Origin of the sequence: Rhizobium leguminosarum (assembly GCF_019798305.1) — a bacterium.
Lineage (GTDB): Bacteria > Pseudomonadota > Alphaproteobacteria > Rhizobiales > Rhizobiaceae > Rhizobium > Rhizobium leguminosarum_U.
On sequence record NZ_JAAXDD010000015.1, the window covers coordinates 212,962 to 238,338 of the forward strand.

The following is a 25,377-nucleotide window of genomic DNA, read 5'->3' on the forward strand; positions in this document are numbered from 1 at the left end:
GGCAGTCATTCGGATCCCCACCGGAGGCCCCGGGATTGGTGCTGCTCGTCGTGGGATTGCCGGCGTCGGCTCCAGAGCCAGTGGAGTTGCCGCTGCTATTCATATTGCTCCCGGATGCATCGCTGCCCGACGATGAGCCGCTACTCGACGTCCCGCCGCCAGCACCTCCAGAGCTTCCGGAGCTTCCGGAGCTTCCCGACGACTGGGCCATGGCAGATGTGGCAAGTGTGAGTGCGAGGGCGGATGTTGCAAGGATCTTCAAGATCATCAGTATCACCTTTGGGTTGGATCATCGTTGAGATGGCTCAACCTCAAAAACACGGCCGGGTTCCTGCAAGGCAGCCCGCCAACTGTATGTGTCCGTCAACGTACAGAAGAAGGCGCGGTCAGGCCTATATCGGCAGGGGTGGTTGTCCTTCGCGGACCTGGCCGTCCGCGTCCGTCCTCGACGGCGGGTGGTCTATAGGAGACGAGGTGAGGGTATCATGTACCTGCTCGGCTCCCGAAGCCAGGCGCTGATCCTTCCTCATTCCCTTCCTCGGGCTTGTGCCCGAGGGATTCACAGGAATACAGTGCGCCAAGTCCTTGGGCGCGGGAGAACCTGCCGACGCGCGGTGGCTAGATTCCTGTGACGAGCACAGGAATGAGGGAGGATGGAGTAGCGTTCTCGCTGGAATTTTCGTTGGCGTGCCGTGGTACCCCCCTCTGCCCTGCCGGGCATCTCCCCCACAGGTGGGGAGATCACAAGTGGCTTGAACTTCCTGCCCATCTACCGTTTCGCCGTGCTGCGACACCAGTTGTTTGGGGAAGGCAGTGCGCCCAGCCAATCTCCCCCCTTGTGGGGGAGATGCCCGGCAGGGCAGAGGGGGGTGCCACACGAAACGCCCGAATCCTACACCCGCTCTACGCCGCCTCCCCAGCCTGCACCGCACTCTCCGCCAGCTTGCGCGCCGCGACGAAATCCACTTTGCCGGAGCCGAGCACCGGCACCTTGCCGATGGTGACTTCGGCCGGCACCATCATGTCCATGGCGCCCCTGGATTTGGCGAAGGCGAGGAATTCGGTGCGGGTGGCGGTGGGGGCGTCGGTGAGCAGCACCAGGCGCTCGCCCTTCTTGGCGTCGGGCAGCGAGGAGACGACCGACAGCGCGCCCGGCCAGAGTTCGGCGGCGAGCATCTCGACGGCGGCGAGCGAGATCATTTCGCCGCCGATCTTGGCGAAGCGCTTGGCGCGGCCGCGGATCTTGACGAAACCGTCCTCGTCGATGGTGACGATGTCGCCGGTATCGTGCCAGCCGTCGACAAGCGGCTCGAGCACGCCGGGCTTTTCGGCACGGAGGTAACCGGCCATGACATTGGCGCCGCGCACATGCAGCCGGCCGCCCTCTTCGATGCCGGGCACCGGTTCGAGCTTCCATTCCATGCCCGGCAGGATTTTGCCGACCGTGCCCGATTTGTTGTACATCGGCGTGTTGATCGAGATGACCGGTGCCGTCTCGGTGACGCCGTAACCTTCGAGGATGCGCAGGCCGAATTTTTCCATATAGGTCTGGCGGGTTGCGGCCTTCACCGGCTCGGCGCCGGAGAAGATATAGCGGATCGAGCGGAAGTCGTAAGGATGCGCCGTCCTGGCATAACCGTTGAGGAAGGTATCGGTACCGAAGATGATCGTGGCGTTGGAGACATAGATCAGCTCCGGGACGATGCGGTAATGCAGCGGCGACGGATAGAAATAGACCGGCACGCCCGAGATCAGCGGCAGCACCGTGCCGGCCGTCAGCCCGAAGGAGTGGAACACCGGCAGGATGTTGAACACCTTGTCGCCGCTGTGGAAATCGATGCGGGCAGCCGCCTGGGCGGCATTCGACAGGATGTTGCGGTGGGTCAGCACCACGCCCTTCGGCGTGCCTTCGGAGCCGGAGGTGAAGAGGATGACGGCCGGATCATCCGGCTGGCGCTTGACCAGCGGCCGCGCCTTTCTCACATAACCCAGGATCTTGTCCTTGAGTGAGATTTCGCCCCGGAGATCATCGAGCCAGACGATCGTCACCTGCTTTTCCATCTCGGCGATCACCGGGCCGAGTTTGGCCTGGGTGACGAAGGCGCGTGAGGTCAGCACATGCCTGACTTCGGCGGCCTTGCAGGCGGAGAGGATATTGGCGGCACCCGCGGTGAAGTTCAGCATCGCCGGCACCTTGCCCGCGCTCATCACGCCCAAAAGGGTGGCGGCGGCGCCATTGGCATTCGGCAGCATGACGCCGAGATTTTGTTCCGGGAACATCGTGCGGAATTTGGCGCCGAGCACGGCAGCCCCGGTCAGGAGTTTGCCATAGGTCAGCCGGCCGGTGACCGGATCTTCGACGGCAAGTTTCTTCATGCCGAATTCGTGGCCGGCCTGAATGACGCGGTCAAGCACGGTCGACGAGGTATCGGCGGTCTGGAACAGCAGGTTCGACATCACCTGATAGAGCGCGGCCCCTGCCGCCGTGCGGCGCTTGCGGCCTTTCAGCTCTGAGGGCACTTCGAGCTTCACCGGCTCGAGAATGGTGACCTTGACCTTGGGAAACAGCCGGCGGCGGATCTTGCCGTTGTCGAGATAGGAGAGATAGCTCTTCTCCAGCCCGTCGATCTTCACCGGCACGACCATCGAGCCGGTCTTGTCGGCGACCATGGCGGCGCCGTCATAGACCTTCATCAGCGTGCCGGTCACCGTCAGGCGGCCCTCGGGGAAGATGCCGATCGGGTTGCCGTCCTGCACCACCTTGATCAGCGAACGCGTCGCCATCGGCTTTGTCGGGTCAAGCGGCAGGAATTTGCACATCTTCAGGAAGGGCCGCACCCACCAGGCCTGGGCGATCTTGTAATCGACGGCAAAGGTCGGCTCTTCCTCGGTGATGGCGAGCGCCAGGGCGCCATCGAGCAGGCTGACATGGTTGAGCGCGATGATCGGCGCGCGGCCGGCCTTCTTGATATTCTCCAGCCCCTCGACCTCGAGGCGCATGAAGGCGCGGAACAGGATCGAGATGAAATCGCGGAAGGGATTGGTCGGCAGCGTCTTCAGCATCAGCCAGGCAACAGTGAAATTGAGGATGCCGAGGCCGATCAGAATCTGAGGAATAGAAGCGCCGAGCGCCTGGACGGCGGCAACGAGGCCGAGGCCGACGGTGATGAACAGGGCGGAGAGCACATTAGCGGCGCCGATGACGCGGGCGCGGCGGTCCTCATGCGCCCAGGTCTGCAGGGCGGCAAAAGTGGGAACGGCGATGAAGGCGCCGGAGATGGCCATGCCGGCGAGATCGATGGCGACGCGGATGGTATTCTGACCAGTGAAGAAGCCGGCGATCGTCGTTGCATGGCTCACCGAAGCCAGGCCCCAGAGGTTCCAGGCGAGATCGAGGCTGAAGAGGCCGAGCAGCGCCGTGCCGACAGGGGCCGGCAGCAGCACGATGCGGCCGGAGGACATCCAGGCGGCAATCGCCGATCCGACGGCGACGGCAATGGCAAAGACGGTGAGATAGGCCGGCACGACGATCTCGGAGCCGCCGAGCAGCTCGGTCACCGTGGTCGGCAGAATCGAGAGGACGAAGGCGCCGACCAGCCAGAACCAGCAATTCATCAGCGCCGAACGCCACAGGCGCTTGTCCTGGCGAATTTCCATGACGAGGGTGTAGCTGGAGCGGATGACATTGCGGTCGATCTGGAGATCCGGCGCCTTGGAACCGGTGGCCGGGATCATCCGGCTGGCCAGCCAGCAGAGCACCGAAAGCCCCATCATCATCGTGCCGAAGATCAGCACATTGTCGCCGCCTGAAAAGGCGAAGGCGGCGATGATCGTGCCGGCAAGGATGGCAATGAAGGTGCCGCCCTCGATCCAGGCATTGGCCTTCGGCAGGTCGCGGCGTTCGAGATGATCGGGCAGGATGCCGTATTTGATCGGCCCGAACAGCGCCGAGACGATGCCGAAGCCGAACAGCGCCGCCATCAGCACAAAAATCGAGGAGAAGGCGAGACCGATAACGGCAAGGGCGGCGACGGCGATCTCGCAGCGTTTCAACAGCTCGGCAATCTTGGCCTTGTCATGCTTGTCGGCGAGTTCGCCGCCGAGCGCCGACAGCAGCAGGAAAGGCACGATCAGGATGACGCCGGCCAGCGTCACCAGGGCGGCACCCTCGCTGGCCGACATCTTGAAGAGAATGAGGAACACCAGGGTGTTCTTGAGGAAATTGTCGTTGAAGGCCGTCAGGAACTGGGTCCAGAACAGCGGTGCGAATTTCCTGGAGGTCATCAGATTGTGTTGCACGGGCTCGTTCCTCTTTCGGCTGACACGAGAAGGCCACAGAGTTGTTACGCAAAAGTTGAATGCGTCAACAACTCTGCGCTGTGGTTAAGGAAGGTCAATCTTCATCGCTACGATTGAACTTGACGAGCAGCTTTTCGGTGCGGGCATCCTCGACCTTGCGGATCAGCTTCTCGGATTCGGCATTGTCGCGCAGCGTCTTGGTGATATTCACCGTGGTCTGCACCAGCATCAGAATGCCCATGGCGAGATAGCCTTTGCCCCAGAGATCGAGCGGCATCATGTAGAGGCCGAGCGCCAGCATGAAGGCGGCCGAGCCGAAGGAGATGTAGGAGAAGCTGACCCAGCTGGAAGAATGTTTCTGGAAACTGTCGTTCATATCAGTGGTCCCTATGGTTCGATGGATGAATCGTTGGATGGATGCAATTTCAGACAGCAGGCGTTATGCGGCTCTTCAGCCGCGCCAGCACATCATCGGCAGAGGAGCGCAGCGGCGCGCCGAAGCCGGCATTGGCAAGCTTTTCGATGATGCCGGCCGGGCGGACGGCGCCTTCCATGTCCTTCAGGGCGGCGGCCGTCAGCTCATTCTGGCTCTGGCGCAGGCGAAGGCGCGCCAGGGTCTCCTCGGCATCGTCGAGCGTCGCCAGGCCCGGGCCGGCAACTGCGACATCGAGCTTCTGCGCCTCTTGCGTGGCACGCGCCAGCCGCTCGCCGCGCTGCAGCTCCTGCAGCCTTGCCTCCGAAGCGCGGACGATGCCCTTCAGCTTGTCGATCGCGCCGGTGAACTGGCTCTGCGCCTTCTCGGACGCATCGCGCTCGGCTTCGAGATAGGCGATCGCCTCGGCCGCCTCGCGGGCCAGGCCCTCATTGCCCTTGGTGAGTGCCGCGGAAGCGCGGATCTCGAGATCGGCGATGCGGGCAACGATCGTGGCGTGCTGCCCCTTCTCCTGTTCGTTCTGGGCGATGGCGACCGCCACACTGCGCCGCGCCGATTGGATCGACTGGGCGGCATCGCGGATCTGCTGGGAAAGCAGCGGCACGGCGTGGCAGTCGGCGAAAGCCTGCTCGGCATCATGCGCCCTGCCCCGCAACAAAATGGAAATCAGTTTGAACATTTCCTTCCTCCGGTTTATGAACGTTGTTCACGGGAGCTGTTATGGCAGAATCATGAACGACGTTCAAGATAAATTTTGAACGACGTTCAAAAAATCGAAAAGGCATGGTTAATGGCCAGCAGACGAGAAGAAAAACGCGAAGACCTCAAGGCCCGGCTGATCGAGGCGGCGCGTGAGCGGATCGCCAAGGACGGGCTTGATAATCTCCGGGCACGCGACATCACCCAGGATGCCGGCTGCGCGCTCGGCGGCCTCTACACGGTCTTTTCAGACCTCGCCGAGCTCGTCATCCACGTCAATTCCGCGACGCTGAAGGCGCTGGAGGCGAGGCTCACCCTGCCCGAGACCCGCGACAAACCGCCGACCGACCGGCTGCGCAACCTGGCGCAGGGATATCTCGCCTTCGCCGTCGAGCACCGGAACCTCTGGAAGGCACTGTTCGACCACTTTCCGCCGGAAAGCAGCCCGACGCCGCAATGGCACCTTGACGAGCACCTCTTCCTGATGGACGTGATCGCCGCACCGCTGGCCGAACTGCAGCCCGACATGCCGCCCGAAGACCGCGCCATCCGCGCCCGCACCCTCTTCGGCGCCGTGCACGGCGTCGTCAGCATCAGCCTCGAAGGCCGCTTCGTCGGCTTGCCGCTGGAGCGGTTGTCGCGGGAGGTGGATGAGCTGGTGCAGACGATTGCGGCAGGGGCGGAGCGGCGGCGGGGGTGATGGGTGGGGTAGTGTTTTGCTCCGGGCTCAGGAGATCGGCGAGACCAGCCCCTCATCCGCCTGCCGGCACCTTCTCCCCGTAAACGGGGCGAAGGGGATATGCCGCAACCTCTCCGTCCCTCTCTCGCGTCTCGTATGGCACGTCCCCTCTCCCCGTTTTTACGGGGGTCCGAAGGACGGGTCGAGACGAGTGGCTCGACCCCGGTAGGTTAGGGTGAGGGGCAGCCATCGGCACGAAGGGGGCCGTAAATCCTCATGAGGACAGACCTACGAAGCGCCACTCGCCATCTTACCGAGCGGGAAATTTGGTGCATCAACCCGTCCCATATCCCAAAAATATCCCGATCGGTAAATTTCTCTGGACACCGTCTCTACATTCGCTATATTTTCCCGAGCGGGAAAACCACATGCCAAAACACGTACAGACTCCAGCCGACATCGGCGCCCTGGTTCGAAGCACCCGCAAGGAGCAAAACCTGCGGCAGGACGAGCTTGCCGGCGTTGCCGGCGTCGGGCTTCGCTTTATCGTCGACCTCGAAGCCGGCAAGCCCACAGCGCAGATCGGCAAAGTCCTGCAGGTTCTGCAAACGCTTGGCTGCTCCCTCGACATTCTGGCTCCCGGCGAGCGCAGGCTATGACATCAAGGCTTCTCAACGTCTGGTGGGACGGCCGCATTGTCGGTCAATTCACGCAGGACAGAGACGGCGATATCGGCTTTATCTATGCGCCAGCCTGGCTTGACGATGACAAAACGCTGCCGCTCTCGGCGTCTCTGCCGAAACGACCGGAGCGATTTACCCGGCGGGAATGCCGACCGTTTTTCGGCGGCCTGCTGCCCGAGGAAAGCCAGCGCCTGGCCGCTGCACAGGCCTTGGGCGTGTCTCCCGCCAATGACTTTGCGCTTCTCGATCACCTAGGCGGCGATGTCGCCGGTGCGCTGCAACTGCTTGCCGAAGGTGAGGCACCGGCCGAGACTGGGCCGATTGCCGATCGCCAGCCCGTGCCCTTGGACGAAGCAGGCATCGTTGCCGTGTTGGAGGCGCTGCCCGTGCGGCCTTTCCTGGCCGGCGAGGAGGGCCTGAGACTGTCGCTCGCCGGCGCGCAATCCAAACTGCCGGTTGTTCTAGTCGATGGCCGGATCGGGCTTCCCCTGCCCGGCCAGGCCACCACCCATATTCTGAAGCCGCCGATCGCCCGTTTCAAGGCGACGACCGAGAACGAAGCTTTCGTGATGAGGCTTGCGGCCGCCATCGGGCTCGATGTCGCGGCCGTCGAACCGAGATATGTGCAGGGACGCCCGTTCCTTCTGGTCGAACGATATGACCGCGTGTGCGGCGCCGGCGGCCTGGTTCATCGCATCCATCAGGAAGATTTCTGCCAGGCACTCAGCGTCCCGCCGGAAACGAAATATGCGAGTGAAGGCGGGCCGACCTTCAAGGATTGCTTCGATCTCATACGGGGGATTTCGGCAAGGCCGGCTGTCGACGTGCTGAAGCTGCTGGACGCGGCCATCTTCAACCTGATCGCCGGTAATGCCGATGCCCACGGCAAGAACTTCTCCATCCTTTACGATAGCCAAGGCCCGCGGCTGGCAAAACTCTATGACCTCCTCTCCACCGTGATCTATCCGGAACTGTCGCCAAAGCTGGCGATGAGAATCGGCAAGCGCGCCACACTGGCCGAAATGGATGCCGAGGGCTGGAAGGCCTTTGCGGAAGAAGCCGGCATCGGCACTCCGCTGTTGCGCCGCCGCGTGAACGAGCTTTGCGACAAGGTGCTGACATTGACGGGCAAGGTCGCCGATGAGCTGGCAGACGTATCGCCTAATCGAGGGTCGATCGACCAGATCGCCGGGTTGATTGCGGGCCGGGCCGAGGCCGCGAGGTTGACTTTACAAGGTTGAGGGAAACGGGAAACGACGCCCGACGTCGCGCCTCTGGCCGGTCGCCTCTCCCCACTCTCCGTCCTCCTCGGGCTCGACCCGAGGACCCATGCCCGTTGCTGATGGGTGCGGCGTGGATCCTCGCGTCAAGCCCCTGAAATCGCAACCCAAATTCCCCTCATCCGGCTGCCGCCACTGCCAGGGTCGAGCCACTCGTCTCGCCCCGTCCTTCGGACCCCCGTAAACGGGGCGAAGGGGATATGCCGCGACGTCTCCGTTCCTCGCCAGCCTCTCGGATGGCACGTCCCCTCTCCCCGTTTTTACGGGGGTCCGCAGGACGGGTCGAGACGAGGGGCTCGACCCCGGTAGGCTAGGGTGAGGGGCAGGCATCCGCACAAACGAGACAGCCTTGGATCACAGTCCTGAGATAACGGAGCGGGCGGGGGAACCCACACCCCAACTCCCGCATTGAGCAACCAGCCAAAAGCTGCTTGACTGCCCAATCCGCACGCCCGCGAAAGGAGCCCCCATGAGCCGCATCTTCATCACCGGTTCCACCGATGGCCTCGGGCTCGCCGCCGCCCGCACTCTCATGAAGGAAGGCCACGAGGTCGTGCTGCATGCCCGCTCCAGCGGGCGCGGCTCCGATATCTCCGAGATCTCGGCTGCAGCGCTCGGCATCGTCATCGGCGATCTCGGCAGCGCCGTCGAAACGCGATCGATCGCCCTTCAGGTCAACACCATCGGCCGCATGGACGCCGTCATCCACAATGCCGGCATCTATCTCGAGCGGAGCCGGGGCGAAACGCCGGAAGGCCACGCCAAGACGCTGGCGGTGAATGTGCTTGCCCCCTATCTGCTCACCGCCTGGATCGCCCGTCCCGATCGCCTGGTCTATCTCAGCAGCGGCATGCACCGCAGTGGCAGCAGCGCCCTTGACGATATCGACTGGAAGAAGCGGCCGTGGAGCGCAAGCCAGGCCTATTCGGAAAGCAAGCTCTACATCGCCACCCTCGCCGCCGCCATCGCCCGCCATTGGCCGGATGTTCTGAGCAACGCGGTGGATCCCGGCTGGGTGCCGACAAAGATGGGCGGCGCCGGCGCGCTCGATGACCTGGAGATGGGGCACCTCACCCAGACGTGGCTTGCGGCAAGCGATGCCGAAGCTGCGAAGGTCAGCGGTGGGTATTGGTATCATCGGCAGCAGCGGGAGGCTTCGCGGGATGTTGCCGATCCTGGGTTTCAGGATGCGCTGGTGGAGGAGCTTGCCGGACTGACGGGCATCCGTCTGTTTGCGGAGTGCCGGTCAGGCGCAAGACCGGGTTAGCGGGCGTTGCCGCGTGCCCGCTCGATGTTTGCCGGCAGGCTTTCTTTGACCAATCACGCAGCCGGCGTCGGGCTTCGGCTATTCGCGGACAATTCGCAGCAGCGATATTTGTCTACCAAAAAAGACGGTTATTGGAAGAGTCTTGAAATCCGGGATCGCTGCTTTTTGAGAGTCAATTCACTTTAGCAGAAAGCAATGAAACCGAGGGCTGCCGTGGAGATATTTCCGCCTTAGGCCATAATTTCTTCGAGCCTATCCTTCCGCTTTGACCAATCTGGCATCACACGGTCCAAAAGCGCGTAGAAAGCCGCCCCATGGTTCGGTTCGGGGATGTGGCACAACTCATGGGTTATTACGTAATCGATCGCGTCGACTGGAGCGTGGATGAGACGCTTGTTGAGCATTAAGCGTTTCGCTGGAGACATCGATCCCCAGCGCATTTCCAGCTGACGGATGATCAGACCGGTTGGCCGAAAGTTCTCGGGAACAGCAAAACGTTCGAGCGAGGCTTCCAGCCTTTCCCTATACTTGACGTGCGCTCGGTGAAGATACCATGCATCAATAAGGCCTTTCGTGAAATCGCGATTGTTTGGTCTCGTGGAAGAGACTTCAATGAACCCCCGCTTTAGGCTCACCTGGTCTTTTAGGCCGCTCGAAACGCGGAGACGGTACTGCCGGCCAAGGTAAAGATGCGTCTCGCCTGAGACGAACCTCTTCTCCAGCGTTCGGGGCAGGAACTGGCTGAAATATCGTTGTTGCTTCAGTATCCAAGCGGCGCGCTTGTGGACTTTCGCTTCGATCGCCTCAACCGTCGCGCCTATGGGTGCAGTGACGACCACAGACGCATCAGGCTCGACCGCGATCTCTAGCGTCTTGCGCTCGCGTCGACGAACCGTGAATTCGAGCAAGCGAATCCCATAGGTTACCGAATGAACGGAGGTCATCCTGGAAATCTCGCGCGAGCAAGGTCCATGATCCGCTGCTCCAAGTCGTCCAAGGCCTCGACTGGCAGATCGATCCCCTTCGTGTCGCGAAGCTCGTCGAAAAAGTAGTCGTCGATCGCATTCCGCATATTGTTTTGAGCAACTGCATTGCTCCAGACGCCAACGATGTGGTGTGCCATAAGGACATCAATAATCTTGAGGACAATGTGTGCCACCTCGTCATCATTGACCAACTCGCCATCTGGCTTCGCCAGCTTTCCTTTCAGAATGCCGAAGAAGGCAATACCATGGTCGTTACCCTTGATCGCCTCGGGAACATTCATCCCGCGATCCTTAGAAGCGAGCTTTGATGCCAGGTCGGCGACCGCCCTCAGGTACTCACGTTCGGAAAGTCGTTTGGCGCGGTAATCGCTGATTGTCCGCTCGAGAAGCTCGGAGAAGGTCTGATAGAAGGTCGGGTCCTGGTCCATGTTTTCGGTTATGGCACGACGGGTGGCGCTCGCAATGCGATCGGCCTTCGATGCTGCGGTGACACCGGAGTCCTCGATTGCCGCATTCAACGCTTCCGGATCGTTGATATTGATGAGATCGATGACCGTTTCCGCTGGCAGGGCAACGACATGATCGTCAAGAAGTCTACGAATCTTCGGCTCGAATTCCTTGACGTCTACGATCTCCTGATAACGAATTTGGACAGCGCGCTTCAGTTCCGCAAACTGCTTCCAATCGCGTTTGAACTGATCAATCTTCCTTTCATCGAAAACATCGAGCAGCTTGTCGGACGACATCGATATATGGAGGCAGCGGCTGAAGGCCTTTAGCCGTTCATAGAACTCATGTCGCAGGGCTTCGTCCGCGAGCAACTGCTCGAACTGCTCCATGTCCTTCTTGTTTTTGACCGGCTTGAAGAGGTCCCATAGTTGGTCATGCAACTGCGGCAGACGCCTGATTTCCTCGCGCACGTCGTGAACGGTCTCGCCGAGGTCCGAACCCTCATATCCCTCGAAAGCGCTATAGGTCGTCAGCGCTGCGTCCAACTCGCCGAGCAACCCCTCGTAGTCAATGATGACGCCGAACTCCTTTTCTCCGCCATCCTCGGTCTCGAACAGGCGATTGACACGAGCGATCGCCTGCAGAAGGTTATGCTCCTTCAGCGGCTTGCAAATATAGAGCACGGTGTTCCTCGGTGCGTCGAATCCTGTGAGCAGCTTCGATACAACGATCAGGATTTCCGGATCGCCGGTTCCCTTAAAGTCATCGATCAGTTGGCGGCTATACTCGTCTTCGGTCTTATAATGCGCCATCATCCTGTCCCAGAAGACGCGAACGAGGTCCTTTGATTCCCGATCGACGTCCTCATTGTCCTCGTTGTCATCGGGGGGCGAGATGATGACGGCGCTCGAAACGTGCCCGATCTCGTCCAGTACCTCTTTGAAGCGGATGGCGGACGCCTTCGAGGGGGCAACCAGTTGCGCCTTGAACCCGGTGCCTTGCCAGTGCTGGCGATAGTGCTCGGAGATATCAAAGGCCTTGGCGCGAACCGACTGCGTGGTCTTACTCAGCGCGTCGGGCCTGGAGAACTTCCGCTTCAGGTCGGCCTTCTGCTGATCCGTGAGGCCGACACTGATCTTCTCAAACCACTTGTCGATAACGTCGCCACTCACCTTCTGCTCAACCATCCGGCCTTCATAGAGCAGCGGCACGACTGCACCGTCGGCCACGGCTTCGTCGATCGCATATTTGTGGATCAGCCCGCCGAAGGTTGAAAGCGTGTTCTTTTCCTTCTTCAGGAGCGGAGTGCCGGTGAAGCCGAGGTAGCAGGCCTTGGGTAGCAGGCGACGCATCTTTATCGCGAATTGGCCGTGGCCGCCGAACTTACCGGTCTGGCTGCGATGACTCTCATCGACCAACACAAAAAGATTGGCGTCCTCCTCGGCATGGTCGCCGTTCCGGAGTGCTGTATCGAACTTGTTGATAATTGTCGTGATCAGGGGCGTCCTGTTGCGGATGAGCTGGAGCAGATCGGCACCGCTCGTCGCGCGCCTCGGCTCCATGTCGCAGGATTTGAACGTGTCCTTGATCTGTTTGTCGAGATCGTCGCGGTCGGTGACGATGATCAGCCGCGGATTTGAAATGTCAGGGTCAAGGGCGAGCGCCCGCCCAAGCATTACCATGGTTAGCGATTTACCCGAACCCTGTGTGTGCCAGATCACGCCGCCCTTGCGCGCACCAGTGACGTCATACTCCTTGATCCGCCCCACGGCCTTTCGAATACCGAAGAACTGCTGGTGCCTCGCAATCTTGCGCACACCGCCGTCGAATACTGTGAAGCGGCGGACCAGATCGAGCAACCGGTCGGGCCGGCAAAGCGCCATAATCATGCGATCCTGCGCGGTCACGATACGTCCGCCTTCCTCACGCAGGGCGGCGAAATATTCGCGCGCACTGGCAAAGTCGCCGGAGAAAATGGCCTGCTCCTCCGCGAAACCGAGTGGCCGGTTGACATTGTCGACGGCGTCGGTCTCGCTAAACCCTACCAGCATGTCGTCGATCTGGTCGATCTCGCCCTTCAATCGCTCAGTATCGATCGCGGCAGTCACGTCCTCCTCAGCCACCTCCTCGTCGCGCCAGGCATGCCAGAACTTCCGCGGTGTCCCGACGGTCGCGTAGCGGGCGTCCAGCCTGTTCATGACCATTAGCAACTGGGCGAAATGAAACAGCTGCGGAACCTTGTCTTCCTGCTGATAGCCGATCAGCTGGCTGTCGGCCTTAGTCAGGCTTTCGGTGGGCCGCTTGTTCTCAATGACGACGAACGGAATTCCGTTGACGAAGGCGACGATGTCGCTGCGCTTGGTTTCCGTCGAGCCAGTGCGCTCCACGGCGAATTCCGCAGTCACATGAAAGATGTTGTTCGATGGGTTCTGCCAGTCAATAAACCTGAATGAATAGCTCTTGGAATCACCGTCGATCATCTTGGTAATCGTCGTCCCCAATACAAGGGTATCGTAGATTTCCTGATTGGTGACTTTGAGCCCCTTCAGACGGTCCGGCGTCGGCTTCAGCCGGCGCATGGCCTCATGTGCGTCTTCCAGGTCGAAGGCATAATCTCTGCCGCGATATGCATAGCGGTTGATGCGGAGAAGCTGCTCGGCGAGGATATCGTCGAGAACGACGTTCCGAAGCTTGGCGCCGCGAAGTGTCAGTGCCTGCGCCTGGGAGATCGGCTTGAAGCCCATTCCCACAAGAAGTAGGAGTGCCGGTAGCTGAGACTGGTGTTTCTCGGCAGCGTTGAATGTCATCGTCCGGTCACCACAAAACACTTGAAGTCAGATACGGCTTTCTCGGCTTGCTTTGCGGCCAGACCTCTCTGACAGAATCTCACAATTCGCTGGGTTCTTCCGGAAGCGATATTCTCTCGAACGCAAACAAAATCAAAGCGAGCACCAGAAACTGGAAGGAGCTCAAATGTGTATCGATGAGCGTGATCAACACCAAACTCACGACCGGAGGCGTCAACGCTCCAGTACCCCGGAAAATTCAGCTTCTCAATGGCCCTGCGCATTTCGAGGGAGCTGGAATAACGCTGCGCGGGGTCAGGATGGACTGCTGTCAAAATAACGCGCCGAACGGCGGCCGGAATATGGTTTGGGAAATCCTTTTGGCTGAGCAGCTTTCCTGCGTCCATGTCGTTCTCGTATTGCGACCTCCCGACGCTCGCCCAAATTGCGCTCAAGTGGTTCAAACCAAGAAGCATCCTAGCCAAGGTCATACCTGCCTGAAATATGTCGGAACTCACGCCAACATTTCCGGTGGCGCGGACCTCTGGCGCACAATGAAGAAGGTACGAGTTGGGTGCTGCAACGGGATTGCCGTCCGACGATACACCGGTGATGCCGTAGTCCGAAAGCATTGCCTGTTGTTGCGGCCCGAGGAGGATGTTTCCCGGCTTGATGTCATTGTGATAGAAATTGCGGGCGTGCAAATAATCGAGACCTTGAAGGATGTCCCTTGCGATACGCAAGACGAGAGGTAACGGAACGTAACCAGCTGGGTTGGCCAAGGTCTCAACCGATCCATCCGGCAGATAATCCATTGCCAGGGCGACTACGTCTGCTCCTCCAACATTCACGACGTCGGCCTGATGCACCCGGACAAGATTATTGTGCGAAAGGAGATTTCCGATCTGGCCCTCACGCAGACGTTCATCGACTGAAACGCCGGGCTTCAGAAACTTGACCGCAAACTCTCTCTGCAAAGCCAAATCGATAGCCGACCAGACCTCACCAAATGAACCTTGGCCGATCCGATTAATAAGTTGATACTTATAAAGCTGCATATTGGGAACAAGAAGGACTGGTACAAGCTGATTCATGGGTGCCGCAGCCCCCACCAAGCCGCGTTAACTGCATCGGCCATCTTCTCGTCCCAATACTTAGCAGTTCTCCCAACACGGGCTTCACCCAGCTCTTTACTTTTGGCCTTTGCGGTGCCTATGGATGCATAGACTTTAATCTCTACCGGAATGCCCCGATGGGCGCAGGCCAACATCACAGCGCCGTCATTGTAAAACGAGCGCCGTTTTGCCTTGGTGTCCTGCTGGGTAAATTCATTCCCCTTGATCATCACCTTAGCGACATCGGGGTGGTCATCAAAAATTCGATGAATTTCCCGATACAGCCATTCTAAGCGCTCGGCATCCGCATCCTCGGTTATCGAAGCGGGAGCCGAAAGCTTCGTGTCTCCGGAAGAGTTTTCGAGTGTGTAGACACCTCCGATCTCAGACACGATGGCATATCGTGGTGCTTTAGGATCACCGCGGAATCCAAGTATTTTCATTTCTGATGCTCCTCCACGTTCACGCGCCACTCACCAGTCAATAACTTCTGCATCAAACCGCGCTTTTGCGCCTGTATGTCGGATTTAAGAGAACTTGCTGTCAGGACCGATAATTCAGCCGTGTCCAAAATTTCCGCGATCTGTTCTTGCCGAGACAGCGATAGGTAAGGTATTTCGAGCTCCAGAAAGTCCTTCTTGTTTAGAACTCGGTTCCTCCCCGCTCCTCCTGGCGACACCAACTTCAGAAAATTTGTGAAACGCGGCATCCTCACGACATGCCGTAGAAAGCTTGGATTGATTTTGCTTTGGTCGGGCACAAATGTCGGAAAGCGATGTGAGACAAGGCAACCGTCCATTTCGTCACGCACCAGTGCAATGGCGCCTTCCCACGCGAAAGTAATGTTGACAATAAGGTCGCCAGCTTTCGTGACATAGAGCGTGTCCATATCGACGCTCTCAGGATCACCTACCGTTCGGATATAGGCACCTTTTCCGTGGCTACGCACACTTAGCGCACGATAGGCATTACTCGGCCGCGGCACAGGTCGAGAAACCGTTCTAATAACGCTCTTCAATCGTTGGCGCTCAATACCTTCCCATCTCACTAGCCGATTTCTAAGTGCCAAATATTCACGCTCGTAACAGCTCACTAACGTCTGATAATTCTGAATCGCTTCGTCCCACGTTCGGACAATTTCAGAGATTTTACGCTGTTCCTCGATGGGAGGTACGACAATCTCGATGCTTTCGAGATCGGTTCGGTTGATCTTTGGCAGACCAGTTCGAAAAGAACGAGAAGTTGCTTCGGCAACAAACTTGTCGGATGTTAATACATAAAAAAGGTACTGCCTGTCGGCCTTCGTCTCATCTGCGATCCAAAGCGGGTACATATCCGCGCTGCAAATTCCATCAAAATCTGGCAGCGCCACCTTGTTCAGATTTGGGCGAATCTTCGAATAAAGAATCGCGTGACTGTCAAACGCATATTTTCCCGAAATGTGGCCCTGCTCACGTGCTGACAAGAGGTTGCCGCGGTTCAATCCGCCGCCCGAGAACAAGTTCTCGGGACCGACGCTTAGCAGTTCTCCAATGCCCTCAACCTTGGGATCAACCTGGCCAGAAGCGATTCGTACCAATCCGCCTAATGGTTCCACCAACCAACCATCATGCATCGATACCAAGCTCCTTCAGATAGTTGACCATCTTCGTGCGAACAACCGACAACTCGTCCTCAATCCGCGCGATGTTCTTCTGCAGCGCAGCGATATCAACTTCTTCCTCGGTTTCAAAAGTATCGACATAGCGCGGGATGTTGAGGTTGAAGTCGTTTCCGGCTATCTCTTCAAAGGTCGCGCTATGAGAGAATTTCGCGATTTCCACGCGGTCGCGATAGGTCTCCAGCACCTTGGCAATGTGATTGTCGCCCATCACATTCTGCGTCTTGCTTTGTGTGAATTCTCCGCTGGCGTCGATGAAGAGAAGATTTTTGCGAGCTTCGTTTTCGCCTCCCTGCTCGCGGGAGCGATCGAAGATGAGGATCGCCACAGGAATGCCGGTGCTAGTGAAAAGGTTGGCCGGCAAGCCGACGACGGCATCGAGGAGATTTTCCTCAATCAGTGCCCGGCGGATTGCCCCTTCCGCGCCACCACGGAAGAGAACGCCATGCGGCACTATGACGGCCACGCGACCGCTCTGTCGCTTAGCGACTTCGATCATATGGGTGATGAAGGCATAATCCCCTTTCGACTTCGGCGGGATGCCGCGCCAGAACCGCTTGTACTGGTCGGAGCCCACATGTTCCGCGCCCCACTTGTCCAGCGAGAAGGGCGGATTGGCGACGACCACGTCGAAGCGCATGAGATGATCACCCTCGATCAAGGCGGGACTATTCAGCGTGTCACACCACTCGATACGGGCGGCATCCTTCGAATGCAGGAACATGTTCATCCGCGCCAGCGCCCAGGTCGCGCCGTTCGATTCCTGGCCGAAGAGAGCATAGTTGTCGGAGCCGACTTCCTGAGCTGCCTGGACGAGCAACGAACCAGAACCACAGGCAGGATCGCAGATTGTGTCGCCCGGTTTGGGCGCAGCGAGCTTAGCCAGCAGCCGTGACACGGGAGTCGGCGTGTAGAATTCCCCTGCTTTCTTGCCCGCGTCCGAAGCGAAGCGCGAAATGAGGTAGATGTAGCACTCGCCGATTATGTCCTCGGTCACCCGCGAAGGGCGAAGGTCCATGGCCGGCTTAGCAAAGTCCTCGAGCAGATGCTTGAGGCGGCGATTGCGATCCTTCACCTTGCCGAGATTGGCTTCAGAATTGAAATCGATATTCCGGAACACGCCCTCAAGCTTGGTGCGGTTCTTGTCCTCGATCGCCTCGAGCGCGACGTTGATCAATTCGCCGATATTCGCTTCATTGCGCCTATCGTAGAGATCATAGAAGCTCGCACCTTCCGGCAGAATGAAGCGTTCCCGCTCCAGCCGTCGACGGATGCGGTCCTCGTCGCCGCCGAACTGCTTCCTGTAGGTCGCGACATGGTCATTCCACAGGTCCGAGATGTACTTCAGGAATAGCATCACGAGGATGTAATCCTTGTATTGGCCGGCATCGACGACACCCCGGAATGTATCGCACGCGGCCCACGCCGTCTGATTGACCTGCTGCTGAGTTATCTGATCCGCCATGTCATTTCCTTCCCTGCTTGCCGTTATCGGGCGCATTCCTGATTCGTGACTGTATGCATTGCGCGACGAGTCGACGGCGCTTGTCTATCAGCTCCATAGTAAGCTCGGCCTCCCGGCGCGAGAGCGTATCGATCTCCACCACCATCTTCTGGGTCGCAACATCCGGGACTTCTAATTCGAGCGACTCGATGCTCGCCTTGGGGATCATCCGGATCGTCGCGCCCCTCGCATCCGCGTCGAAGTGGCGCTGCGCCTCGGGCTGATTTATCGCCCACACCAGATATTCGGGCAGAATCCGCACCTTGGGCCGAAGAATCAAGATTGGCAAAACCGCTACTGCCGGCTCGACGAAACGACTGTCGAGACGAGCTGCTATGTTTCGCTCGCCCCTTGAGCGGAACACCACGTCACCCGCGCCGGCCAAATATCGCTCAACTGAGCCCCGGAATTTCGACCTCATAAGCAGCGACGGGTCGATCGCTGCCGAGTCTGTCACGTCCCGCAACTGAAGCACCGGCACGCCATCAGCCTCCTCTTCAAGCCGCCCTCTCGCAGTGAAGCCCGAACGCACGTCGCAGACATCAGAAAGGCAGATTTTCATGATTTCCATCTGTATCGTTGCTACAGCACAAAATCGTAAGTCAGCCTTGACTGCTCGTCAAGTTTTAAATTTTATCTGTATTGGAGATACAGCAATTACGGTCAGAAAAGTAGACACTCTGAATGCACACAGAAGTCGGTATGGCGCGGCTGGTAGAGCCGCCGCCCCCAACGGACGGAGCTGCGATTGAAGACGCGCCGAATGCTGCGATGCTGAACCGTTTCTTTGCTGCGCGGAAATAAAATCGTGGCTGGGGCGCCTGGATTCGAACCAGGGATGACGGTACCAAAAACCGTTGCCTTACCGCTTGGCGACGCCCCACCAGAGCTTGAGCGGAAACCGCCTGCTCAAATCGACGCCTGATTAGCAAAGCTCTTCGCCTGTCACAATGACTAAGTTTAACCCGGCGCAGATTTATGCACTGCACAGTACCCGCCGGCGTGCTAGGAAGTGGCGACGTCATCGGCCCGAGATCATTCCTTCATGGACAGTCCCGCATTCGACCTCGCTTTCGAGCCGGCCTATGGGCAGGCCGTGCCGGTTGTTTCGGGTGTCGAGCGGGTTACAGTGAACAACCCCGGGCCTTTCACCTTTTTCGGCACCAACAGCTATATCGTCGGCGCCGCCTCGGTCGCGGTGATCGATCCCGGGCCGGAGGACGAGGCGCATTATCAGGCGCTGATGGCAGCGCTTGGCGGGCGCGCGGTGACGCATATCTTCGTCAGCCACACGCATCGCGACCACTCGCCGCTTTCCAGGCGGCTGCAGGCGGCAACGGGGGCGGTGACGGTGGGGCAAGGGCCGCACCGGCCGGCGCGGCCGCTGAGGGCCGGCGAGATCAATCCCTTCTCCGAAAGCTCGGATCTGTCCTTCGTGCCGGATATCGCGATCAGCGATGGCGAGACGATCTCGGGCGATGGCTGGTCGCTGAGCGCGGTGCTGACGCCGGGGCACACGGCCAATCATGCCGCCTTCGCGCTCGAAGGCCGCGACATCCTCTTCTCCGGCGATCACGTCATGGCCTGGTCGACCTCGATCGTCGCGCCGCCGGATGGCTCGATGGCGGATTACATGGCCTCGCTCGACCGGCTGATCGAACGCGACGACCGGCTGCTGCTGCCCGGTCATGGCGGGCCGGTGACTGAGCCGGCAACTTTCCTCCGGGCGCTGAAGGCGCATCGGCTGAAGCGCGAGCAAGCGGTGCTGGCGCGCATCCGCGCCGGCGATCGTGGCATCGCCGAGATGGTGAAGGCGATCTATCGCGATACCGATCCGAAGCTGCATGGGGCGGCCGCGCTTTCCGTTCTCGCCCATATCGAGGATCTGATGGAGCGCGGTATGATTGCGGCGGATGGGCCGCCTTCGCTTGCCGCCAGCTACCGGCCGGCGTAAGGGAGATGAGGGGGAGAGATGAGCATGGGGCGCGACGAATACAGCTATCGCGAAGATCCTGATGTGCCTGATTTTGCCGATGACCGGCCGCTTGTTGTTTTCGATGGCGAATGCGTGTTCTGCTCCGGCTGGGTGAAGTTCGCGCTGAAACATGACAAGCAGCAGCGATACCGCTTCCTCGCAGCGCAGACGCCGCTCGGCCAAGCACTCTACCGGCATTACGGGCTGCATGCGCGCGACTACGAGACCAATATCCTCATCGAAGAGGGCCGCGCCTTCTTCAAGTCCGACGGCTCGATCCGCATGGTGGCGGGCCTCGGCTTTCCCTTCTCGCTGGTGAAGATTTTCCGGCTGCTGCCGCGGCGGGCGGCCGATGCGCTCTATGAATTCATCGCCCGCAACCGGCTGAAGATCGCCGGCCGGCAAAGCTGCATGGTGCCGACGCCGCAGCAACGCAGCCGGTTCATCGCATGAGCGGCGAGCGATTTTGCCTACTCATCATCGGCGGTTACGGCACCTTCGGCGGGCGGCTGGCCCGGCTGCTTGGCGATGAGCCGCGGCTCAGGCTGCTGGTTGCCGGGCGCTCGCTTGAAAAGGCCGACGATTTCGTTGCCGATCTCCGGACGCCGAAAGATGGCGCCGAGGGCCTGGGCAGCAACAATCTCGGCGCGATGGTGCAGGCGGTAGCCTTCGATCGCGATGGCGATCTCGCCGAACAGCTGACGCGGATGAGGCCCGATCTGGTCGTCGATGCCTCGGGGCCGTTCCAAAGCTTCGGCAAGCATGCCTATAAGGTCGCCGAGGCCTGCATCGATCTCGGCATCGATTATGCCGATATCGCCGACAGCACCGGCTTCGTCGCCGGCATCGGTGGGCTGGATGCGGCGGCCAAGGCCAAGGGCACCTTCGCGCTCTCGGGGCTGAGCAGCCTGCCTGCGCTTTCCTTCGCCGCACTCGAGGCGATGGCGCCGCATTTTTCCCGGATCGAATGTGTCGCGGCGGGCATTGCCCCCTCGCCGCATGTCAAGATCGGGCTCAATGTCGTCAGGGCGATATCAAGCTATGCCGGCAAGAAGGTTCCGGTGCTGCGCGATGGACAGCCGGCCTCCGGGCGCGGGCTGATCGATGCGATGCGGATGACGGTGGCGCCGCCGGGGGTCAAGCCGCTGCGCAGCCGAAAATTCCTGCTGGTGGATGCGCCGGATCTCAAGCTGCTGCCGGCGCGTTTTGCCGATCTCAAATCCAGCTTCACCGGAGTCGGCACGGAGCCGCAGCCGCTGCAGCGCTTGCTCAGCTTCTCGGCAAGGCTCGTCCGCCTCCGGCTGCTGCCGACGCTGCTTCCGTTTGCGCGGCTGCTGCAGCGGGCCAGCCACGCTTTCGCGGTGGGCGAACATCGCGGCGGCATGTTCGTCCGCGTCGGCGGCGTCGATCACGCGGGACAAAGACTGACAGCCGGCTGGCATCTGATTGCCGAAGGTGATGACGGGCCGTTCATTCCGGTCATCGGCGTCGACGCGCTGGTGCGCCGGCTGCTGACCAGCGTGCGGCCGGAGAATGGCGCGCGGCCGGCGGCCGGCGAATTGCAGCTTGCGGATTTCGAAGCGGCCTTCCGGCGGTTTTCGATCACAACAGGCATCACGATGGAAAACGAGGAGGCACGCCAGCCGCTCTACCAGAGGATCCTCGGCAGCGCCTGGGAGCGGCTGCCGCCCGCTCTCGCCGCCCTGCATGCCGGCGGCGCGCGCGTCGCCTCCGGCCGGGCGCGGATCGAGCGCGGCGGCGGGCTGCTGGCGAGGATCGTCGCTCGGGTGATCGGCTTTCCCCCCGCGGGCGAGGATGTGCCGGTCACCGTGCGCTTCGCCGCCGATGGCGACAAGGAGATCTGGACACGCGATTTCGGCGGCACGATCTTCCGCAGCTGGCAGGTCGAGGCAAAGGGCCGCGGCCGGCATCTGCTCGCCGAGGTCTTCGGGCCGTTCCGGGTGCTTTTGGCGCTGGTGCCGGAGGGGCAGAAGCTGCGGCTCGTCGTGCGCGGCTGGCGGTTTTGCGGCATTCCGCTGCCGCTGTTTCTGGCGCCTGGCGGGGATACTTATGAGGAGGAGCGCGATGGGCGGTTCCACTTCCACGTGGAGATCGGTGGGCGGCTGACGGGGTTGGTGGTGCGGTATACGGGGTGGTTGGTGGTGGAGTGAGGCTGCCCTTCGCGCGGGTGGCAAATGCGCCGTTCGGTTTGCGCGGATAGCTGCCCCTCACCCTAACCCTCTCCCCGTAAAAACGGGGAGAGGGGACGTGCCCTGCGAGAGGTAACGAGGAACGGAGCGGTTGCGGCGATTCCCCTTCGCCCCGCGGCGGGGGTCCGAAGGACGGGTCGAGACCCGTGGCTCGACCCAGGCAAAGGTGCCGGCAGGCGGATGAGGGGCGGGTCGGCGTGCCGTGATACCCCCCTCTGCCCTGCCGGGCATCTCCCCCACAGGTGGGGAGATCACAAGTGGCTTGAACTTCGTGCCCGTCTACCGTTTCGCCCTGCTGTGACACCAGTTGTTTGGGGAAGCCGGTGCGCCCAGCCAATCTCCCCACCTGTGGGGGGTCCGAAGGACGGGTCGAGACCCGTGGCTCGACCCTGGGCCCGGCAGGGCAGAGGGGGGCTTACGGGGCGATGGTGCAGCATACGGGTTTAGTGGAGTGAGGGCGGGCATGTCCTCTTCTCCCCAGCGGGGAGAAGGTGGCCCGAAGGGTCGGATGAGGGGGCCACACGGCACGCCTTCTCATTTTAACTATCCCGCCATGCCGACGCGAGTGTGGTAGAATCCCGCATGAACGTTGTAAGGAAAGACCGGCTTCGCCGGCCCCCTCATCCGCCCTACGGGCACCTTCTCCCCGCTGGGGAGAAGAGGGAATCGAGACGGTACAAGGTTGTCAAATCTGCCGCACCCTATCCTGGCCCTTCGCTTGGGCTCAGGGCGTTCGCCGCTGCAATCGATTCACTGGATCGATTGCTGCCGCCTTCGGCGGCACCGCGGCTCACCCACCCGCAATTCCCAACAGCTCAGCATCCAGCGCCTTCAGATAATCGCCGGCGATTTCGGCGCTGAAGCCGAGGTCGTGTTGGCCGTAGCGGGAGGCGACGCGGATGTCGACGAAGGTGGTTTCGGCCTCTTCGCGCAGCCGGATGATGAAATCGAAGCGCAGGCCGAGGATCAGCGTGCGGGTGGTGCCCTGCAGCGTCACGCCGTTGACGCCGCGGATCAGTTTGGCGACGTCGTCGTCATAGGGGCGCGGCGTCGGCACGGGGATGATATCGGGCGCATCGGCCACGGCATCGTCGCTCGCCTCCGGCGGCTTGACCGGTCTGTCCTCGGGATCGCGGCCGGGCTCGGTGTCGCCACTGCTCCTGGTGATGGTCATGCCGCTCATCTTGGCGACCTTGCGCACCGCTTCGAGCACGCGGTCGAGCGCGCCTTCATAGCGCCGGCCGGTGAGTTCGGGATAGGCGGCGAGCTGCTTTTCGCGATCCTCCGGCGTCACCTCAACCTTGCGCTTCAGCCAGATCTGGTTGAAATACGGCTGCGAAAGCCAGTCGGGTGCGGAGACCGGATCGGTGGAAACGTCATAGATATCAGGCAGCGTCATGTAGCGCTCGGTGGCATAGGCGCCGAGGCCCAGCGGAAAGGCGGCATAGATCAGCGCCGCCAGCGCCGCCAGCCCGCCTTCGGCCCCCGTCATCCAGAGGCTGCGCAGCCCGAGTGCGGCGAGCATGACAGCGAGAAGCGCGCCGCCGGCGGCGGCAATCAGCAGCAGCACCAGATAAGGTGTGGCCAGGCCGCCGAAGCGATGGGCGATCATCACAGCCAGCGCCAACACCAGTGAAAACGCCCCCAGCAGCCGCGAAAAGCGGGCGGCGCTGGAAACGGGGCGGTCATAGCGGATGGCCATCAAACTTACCGGTTGCTCGTCAGCGCCCGCGCGTTCGACCACGCAAATCGCCTCAACCCTGTTTAGAGCATGATGCCGAAAAGTGTGAAGCGGTTTTCGGACGACATCATGCTCTATTCTTTGATTTAGATCCGGATTCAGATTTTAGGCCGGCCCAGCCTAAAATCATCCGGATCTGGGGCAAGATTCGGCTAAATTGAAACGATTGTCTGACGCATTGCGTTGGAATCCACGGCGAAGGCCATGGTGAAACGGCGGCCACTTCATAAGCCCTTGCTGATATGTCAAAAAAAGGCCATTCTGCCGCGGTTTTCATCTCCAGATGCAGAGGAGAGACGGGATGATTTCACCCGAGATTGCAGCAAGGCCGCAGGCGTCCGCGCTTGGCGGGGTCGACCACCAGTCCGAAACGATGCTGCCGATGGAACTGCTCGAGCTCGAACTTTCGCTCGAAAGTTATGCCGGCGGCGATACCGACTTCTGCGCGGCGGTGCGCCAGGCCGCGGCACGCTCCGGTGGCGAATTGTTGTTCGACCTTCCGGCCGGCGGCCTCGTCGAGGATTGCCGGCGCATTGCCGTGCTGCGCATTCCAGGTGATGGCCGGGAGATGCGCGTCGTGCTGGCGCTGCTCGACGGCAACGGCACGGAAATCCGCATGCAGGCGCCCGATGAAGAGACCGCGCCGCTGGTGCGTTTCGCCGATGCCTTCATCGAAGTGCTGGAGAGAATCTAGTTCTAGATCAAGATGTCAGCGCCGCTCGGCCGCGGCTTCCGCGACGCTGCGGAAGGGGAACTTGCGTCCGCATTCGCATTTGATGACGAAATTTTCTTGGTGGTTGGAAGGCCGCTGCACGCCGAAGCCGCGCGGCAGCTGATCGACCTTGAAATCCGGATGCTTGCGCTTGGGATCATCGACTTCCGAGGCCTCGGCAAAGCCCTCATTGCCGCATTGCGGACAGTTCAGTTTTTTCGAAAATCGATCGCGAAGGGCCATGCTCGTTCCAAGGTTTGCAAGCTTTCCTCATACATAGGAATGGCCCTGATGCATAGAAAGGTAGGCCGGCAAAAGTGGAACCAAGTGCCAAGCCTGCCGTTCCTTTTTCGAAAAGGAGGCACTCATGCCCAACAAAGACCCGATCCCGACACCCAATGCCGATACCCCGCGCGGCCCGACGCCGACGCCCGGCATTCCCGACCGCATCCAGGAAAAACCGCCGCTGACGCCGGCACAGGACCCGGGCGACACGAAGAATCCGCAAGATCCGCCGCTTGATCCGGCGTTATTGCCGATTGGGGATCCGGCTGGGGCGGCGTGAGGTCGAGCGCCAGTGGCTGCCCCTCACCCTAGCCCTCTCCCCGTTCTGACGGGGAGAGGGGACGTGCCCTACGAGAGGTTGGTGGAGAAGCGAGAGGTCGCGGCATATCCCCTTCGCCCCGCGAGCGGGGAGCAACCATGTTTCAATTTTGCCGGTACTGTGGCGTCCATTCGGTCTTTCGGATGAGGATGGCGTTGGCGAGAATGATGAGTTTTCGGGCGACGGCTATGACGGCGCACAGGTGTTGCTTCCCGTTGCTGCGCAAGCGCGCATAGAAGGAGGCCAGATCCGGATTGTGCCGGGTTGCCGTGAAGGCGCACATGAACAGGCTCT

Annotated in this window: 22 protein-coding genes, 1 tRNA gene and 1 pseudogene; 10 read left to right on the top strand and 14 right to left on the bottom strand. The window is 60.6% G+C overall.

Going from position 1 to position 25,377, the window contains the following annotated elements; translation table 11 throughout:
* Positions 1-35 precede the first annotated feature (35 nt).
* Complete coding sequence (locus HFO99_RS25875) at positions 36-299, top strand: hypothetical protein (protein WP_222364444.1); 264 nt, start codon at positions 36-38, stop codon at positions 297-299.
* A gap of 604 nt (positions 300-903) precedes the next feature.
* On the opposite strand, the gene HFO99_RS25880 is transcribed toward HFO99_RS25875, so the two are convergent.
* From HFO99_RS25880 to HFO99_RS25890, 3 genes are all read right to left on the bottom strand, one after another.
* The gene (locus tag HFO99_RS25880) at positions 904-4,299 is read right to left on the bottom strand and encodes an acyl-[ACP]--phospholipid O-acyltransferase (protein WP_222364446.1); all 3,396 of its coding nucleotides are present in this window, start codon (positions 4,297-4,299) and stop codon (positions 904-906) included.
* A 94-nt stretch (positions 4,300-4,393) separates the two neighbouring features.
* Positions 4,394-4,675, bottom strand: a complete 282-nt coding sequence (locus HFO99_RS25885; protein ID WP_003588051.1) for a YiaA/YiaB family inner membrane protein — start codon at positions 4,673-4,675, stop codon at positions 4,394-4,396.
* Positions 4,676-4,724: 49 nt separating this feature from the next.
* Positions 4,725-5,411 carry a PspA/IM30 family protein gene (locus HFO99_RS25890; protein WP_222364448.1) on the bottom strand — a complete coding sequence of 229 codons (687 nt, stop codon included), beginning with the start codon at positions 5,409-5,411 and terminating at the stop codon, positions 4,725-4,727.
* A gap of 111 nt (positions 5,412-5,522) precedes the next feature.
* Between HFO99_RS25890 and HFO99_RS25895 the strand changes: the two genes are divergently transcribed.
* From HFO99_RS25895 to HFO99_RS25910, 4 genes are all read left to right on the top strand, one after another.
* Positions 5,523-6,131, top strand: a complete 609-nt coding sequence (locus HFO99_RS25895) for a TetR/AcrR family transcriptional regulator (RefSeq protein ID WP_222364449.1) — start codon at positions 5,523-5,525, stop codon at positions 6,129-6,131.
* Positions 6,132-6,538: 407 nt separating this feature from the next.
* Complete coding sequence (locus HFO99_RS25900) at positions 6,539-6,769, top strand: helix-turn-helix transcriptional regulator (protein ID WP_222364450.1); 231 nt, start codon at positions 6,539-6,541, stop codon at positions 6,767-6,769.
* On the top strand, positions 6,766-8,034 hold the full coding sequence (locus tag HFO99_RS25905; RefSeq protein ID WP_222364451.1) for a type II toxin-antitoxin system HipA family toxin: 1,269 nt from the start codon (positions 6,766-6,768) through the stop codon (positions 8,032-8,034). Before HFO99_RS25900 ends, HFO99_RS25905 begins: the two co-directional genes overlap by 4 nt.
* A gap of 508 nt (positions 8,035-8,542) precedes the next feature.
* Positions 8,543-9,340, top strand: a complete 798-nt coding sequence (locus HFO99_RS25910) for an SDR family NAD(P)-dependent oxidoreductase (protein ID WP_222364452.1) — start codon at positions 8,543-8,545, stop codon at positions 9,338-9,340.
* 230 nt (positions 9,341-9,570) lie between these two features.
* On the opposite strand, the gene HFO99_RS25915 is transcribed toward HFO99_RS25910, so the two are convergent.
* From HFO99_RS25915 to HFO99_RS25950, 8 genes are all read right to left on the bottom strand, one after another.
* On the bottom strand, positions 9,571-10,284 hold the full coding sequence (locus HFO99_RS25915; protein WP_222364453.1) for a M48 family metallopeptidase: 714 nt from the start codon (positions 10,282-10,284) through the stop codon (positions 9,571-9,573).
* A complete protein-coding gene (locus tag HFO99_RS25920) occupies positions 10,281-13,583 on the bottom strand; it encodes a type I restriction endonuclease subunit R (RefSeq protein WP_222364454.1) in 3,303 nt (1,100 codons plus the stop codon). Before HFO99_RS25920 ends, HFO99_RS25915 begins: the two co-directional genes overlap by 4 nt.
* Positions 13,580-14,656: a serine/threonine-protein kinase gene (locus tag HFO99_RS25925; RefSeq protein WP_222364456.1), complete on the bottom strand. Its 1,077-nt coding sequence runs from the start codon at positions 14,654-14,656 to the stop codon at positions 13,580-13,582. The genes HFO99_RS25920 and HFO99_RS25925 overlap by 4 nt, the downstream gene beginning before the upstream one ends.
* A complete protein-coding gene (locus tag HFO99_RS25930) occupies positions 14,653-15,120 on the bottom strand; it encodes a hypothetical protein (RefSeq protein ID WP_222364458.1) in 468 nt (155 codons plus the stop codon). The genes HFO99_RS25925 and HFO99_RS25930 overlap by 4 nt, the downstream gene beginning before the upstream one ends.
* Positions 15,117-16,292 carry a restriction endonuclease subunit S gene (locus HFO99_RS25935; protein ID WP_222364459.1) on the bottom strand — a complete coding sequence of 392 codons (1,176 nt, stop codon included), beginning with the start codon at positions 16,290-16,292 and terminating at the stop codon, positions 15,117-15,119. The genes HFO99_RS25930 and HFO99_RS25935 overlap by 4 nt, the downstream gene beginning before the upstream one ends.
* Entirely contained in the window at positions 16,285-17,802 is a 1,518-nt protein-coding gene (locus HFO99_RS25940) for a type I restriction-modification system subunit M (RefSeq protein WP_222364460.1), read from the bottom strand. The genes HFO99_RS25935 and HFO99_RS25940 overlap by 8 nt, the downstream gene beginning before the upstream one ends.
* A 1-nt stretch (position 17,803) precedes the next feature.
* Positions 17,804-18,412: a restriction endonuclease subunit S gene (locus HFO99_RS25945; RefSeq protein ID WP_261323330.1), complete on the bottom strand. Its 609-nt coding sequence runs from the start codon at positions 18,410-18,412 to the stop codon at positions 17,804-17,806.
* 238 nt (positions 18,413-18,650) lie between these two features.
* A tRNA-Gln gene (locus tag HFO99_RS25950) sits at positions 18,651-18,724 on the bottom strand.
* A 162-nt stretch (positions 18,725-18,886) separates the two neighbouring features.
* Between HFO99_RS25950 and HFO99_RS25955 the strand changes: the two genes are divergently transcribed.
* Genes HFO99_RS25955 through HFO99_RS25965 form a run of 3 tightly spaced genes read left to right on the top strand, consistent with a single transcriptional unit; the run spans position 18,887 to position 21,987 of the window.
* Positions 18,887-19,795: an MBL fold metallo-hydrolase gene (locus HFO99_RS25955; RefSeq protein WP_222364462.1), complete on the top strand. Its 909-nt coding sequence runs from the start codon at positions 18,887-18,889 to the stop codon at positions 19,793-19,795.
* 24 nt (positions 19,796-19,819) lie between these two features.
* Positions 19,820-20,269 carry a thiol-disulfide oxidoreductase DCC family protein gene (locus tag HFO99_RS25960; RefSeq protein ID WP_222364494.1) on the top strand — a complete coding sequence of 150 codons (450 nt, stop codon included), beginning with the start codon at positions 19,820-19,822 and terminating at the stop codon, positions 20,267-20,269.
* Positions 20,266-21,987: an SDR family oxidoreductase gene (locus HFO99_RS25965; protein WP_222364464.1), complete on the top strand. Its 1,722-nt coding sequence runs from the start codon at positions 20,266-20,268 to the stop codon at positions 21,985-21,987. The genes HFO99_RS25960 and HFO99_RS25965 overlap by 4 nt, the downstream gene beginning before the upstream one ends.
* An 829-nt stretch (positions 21,988-22,816) precedes the next feature.
* Here the strand turns inward: HFO99_RS25965 and HFO99_RS25970 are convergent.
* Positions 22,817-23,728 carry a DUF1499 domain-containing protein gene (locus HFO99_RS25970; protein ID WP_020048839.1) on the bottom strand — a complete coding sequence of 304 codons (912 nt, stop codon included), beginning with the start codon at positions 23,726-23,728 and terminating at the stop codon, positions 22,817-22,819.
* A gap of 340 nt (positions 23,729-24,068) precedes the next feature.
* Between HFO99_RS25970 and HFO99_RS25975 the strand changes: the two genes are divergently transcribed.
* Complete coding sequence (locus tag HFO99_RS25975; RefSeq protein ID WP_222364466.1) at positions 24,069-24,461, top strand: hypothetical protein; 393 nt, start codon at positions 24,069-24,071, stop codon at positions 24,459-24,461.
* Between the two features lie 15 nt (positions 24,462-24,476).
* On the opposite strand, the gene HFO99_RS25980 is transcribed toward HFO99_RS25975, so the two are convergent.
* Positions 24,477-24,722, bottom strand: a complete 246-nt coding sequence (locus HFO99_RS25980; RefSeq protein ID WP_003546063.1) for a hypothetical protein — start codon at positions 24,720-24,722, stop codon at positions 24,477-24,479.
* A 124-nt stretch (positions 24,723-24,846) separates the two neighbouring features.
* Between HFO99_RS25980 and HFO99_RS25985 the strand changes: the two genes are divergently transcribed.
* Positions 24,847-25,044 (top strand): hypothetical protein, encoded by a 198-nt coding sequence (locus HFO99_RS25985; RefSeq protein ID WP_222364468.1) that lies wholly within the window; start codon positions 24,847-24,849, stop codon positions 25,042-25,044.
* Positions 25,045-25,186: 142 nt separating this feature from the next.
* On the opposite strand, the pseudogene HFO99_RS25990 reads toward HFO99_RS25985, so the two are convergent.
* A pseudogene (locus HFO99_RS25990) lies at positions 25,187-25,377 on the bottom strand (IS110 family transposase); the annotation flags it as partial.

What these genes read in the sequence shown, in the direction of transcription:
- HFO99_RS25910 (WP_222364452.1), top strand. Translation starts at nt 8,543, where the DNA reads ATGAGCCGCATCTTCATCACCGGTTCCACCGATGGCCTCGGGCTCGCC.
- HFO99_RS25970 (WP_020048839.1), bottom strand. Translation starts at nt 23,728, where the DNA reads ATGGCCATCCGCTATGACCGCCCCGTTTCCAGCGCCGCCCGCTTTTCG.
- HFO99_RS25930 (WP_222364458.1), bottom strand. Translation starts at nt 15,120, where the DNA reads ATGAAAATACTTGGATTCCGCGGTGATCCTAAAGCACCACGATATGCC.
- HFO99_RS25945 (WP_261323330.1), bottom strand. Translation starts at nt 18,412, where the DNA reads ATGGAAATCATGAAAATCTGCCTTTCTGATGTCTGCGACGTGCGTTCG.
- HFO99_RS25915 (WP_222364453.1), bottom strand. Translation starts at nt 10,284, where the DNA reads ATGACCTCCGTTCATTCGGTAACCTATGGGATTCGCTTGCTCGAATTC.
- HFO99_RS25985 (WP_222364468.1), top strand. Translation starts at nt 24,847, where the DNA reads ATGCCCAACAAAGACCCGATCCCGACACCCAATGCCGATACCCCGCGC.
- HFO99_RS25960 (WP_222364494.1), top strand. Translation starts at nt 19,820, where the DNA reads ATGGGGCGCGACGAATACAGCTATCGCGAAGATCCTGATGTGCCTGAT.
- HFO99_RS25975 (WP_222364466.1), top strand. Translation starts at nt 24,069, where the DNA reads ATGATTTCACCCGAGATTGCAGCAAGGCCGCAGGCGTCCGCGCTTGGC.
- HFO99_RS25885 (WP_003588051.1), bottom strand. Translation starts at nt 4,675, where the DNA reads ATGAACGACAGTTTCCAGAAACATTCTTCCAGCTGGGTCAGCTTCTCC.
- HFO99_RS25940 (WP_222364460.1), bottom strand. Translation starts at nt 17,802, where the DNA reads ATGGCGGATCAGATAACTCAGCAGCAGGTCAATCAGACGGCGTGGGCC.
- HFO99_RS25935 (WP_222364459.1), bottom strand. Translation starts at nt 16,292, where the DNA reads ATGCATGATGGTTGGTTGGTGGAACCATTAGGCGGATTGGTACGAATC.
- HFO99_RS25920 (WP_222364454.1), bottom strand. Translation starts at nt 13,583, where the DNA reads ATGACATTCAACGCTGCCGAGAAACACCAGTCTCAGCTACCGGCACTC.
- HFO99_RS25890 (WP_222364448.1), bottom strand. Translation starts at nt 5,411, where the DNA reads ATGTTCAAACTGATTTCCATTTTGTTGCGGGGCAGGGCGCATGATGCC.
- HFO99_RS25900 (WP_222364450.1), top strand. Translation starts at nt 6,539, where the DNA reads ATGCCAAAACACGTACAGACTCCAGCCGACATCGGCGCCCTGGTTCGA.
- HFO99_RS25925 (WP_222364456.1), bottom strand. Translation starts at nt 14,656, where the DNA reads ATGAATCAGCTTGTACCAGTCCTTCTTGTTCCCAATATGCAGCTTTAT.
- HFO99_RS25895 (WP_222364449.1), top strand. Translation starts at nt 5,523, where the DNA reads ATGGCCAGCAGACGAGAAGAAAAACGCGAAGACCTCAAGGCCCGGCTG.
- HFO99_RS25905 (WP_222364451.1), top strand. Translation starts at nt 6,766, where the DNA reads ATGACATCAAGGCTTCTCAACGTCTGGTGGGACGGCCGCATTGTCGGT.
- HFO99_RS25955 (WP_222364462.1), top strand. Translation starts at nt 18,887, where the DNA reads ATGGACAGTCCCGCATTCGACCTCGCTTTCGAGCCGGCCTATGGGCAG.
- HFO99_RS25980 (WP_003546063.1), bottom strand. Translation starts at nt 24,722, where the DNA reads ATGGCCCTTCGCGATCGATTTTCGAAAAAACTGAACTGTCCGCAATGC.
- HFO99_RS25965 (WP_222364464.1), top strand. Translation starts at nt 20,266, where the DNA reads ATGAGCGGCGAGCGATTTTGCCTACTCATCATCGGCGGTTACGGCACC.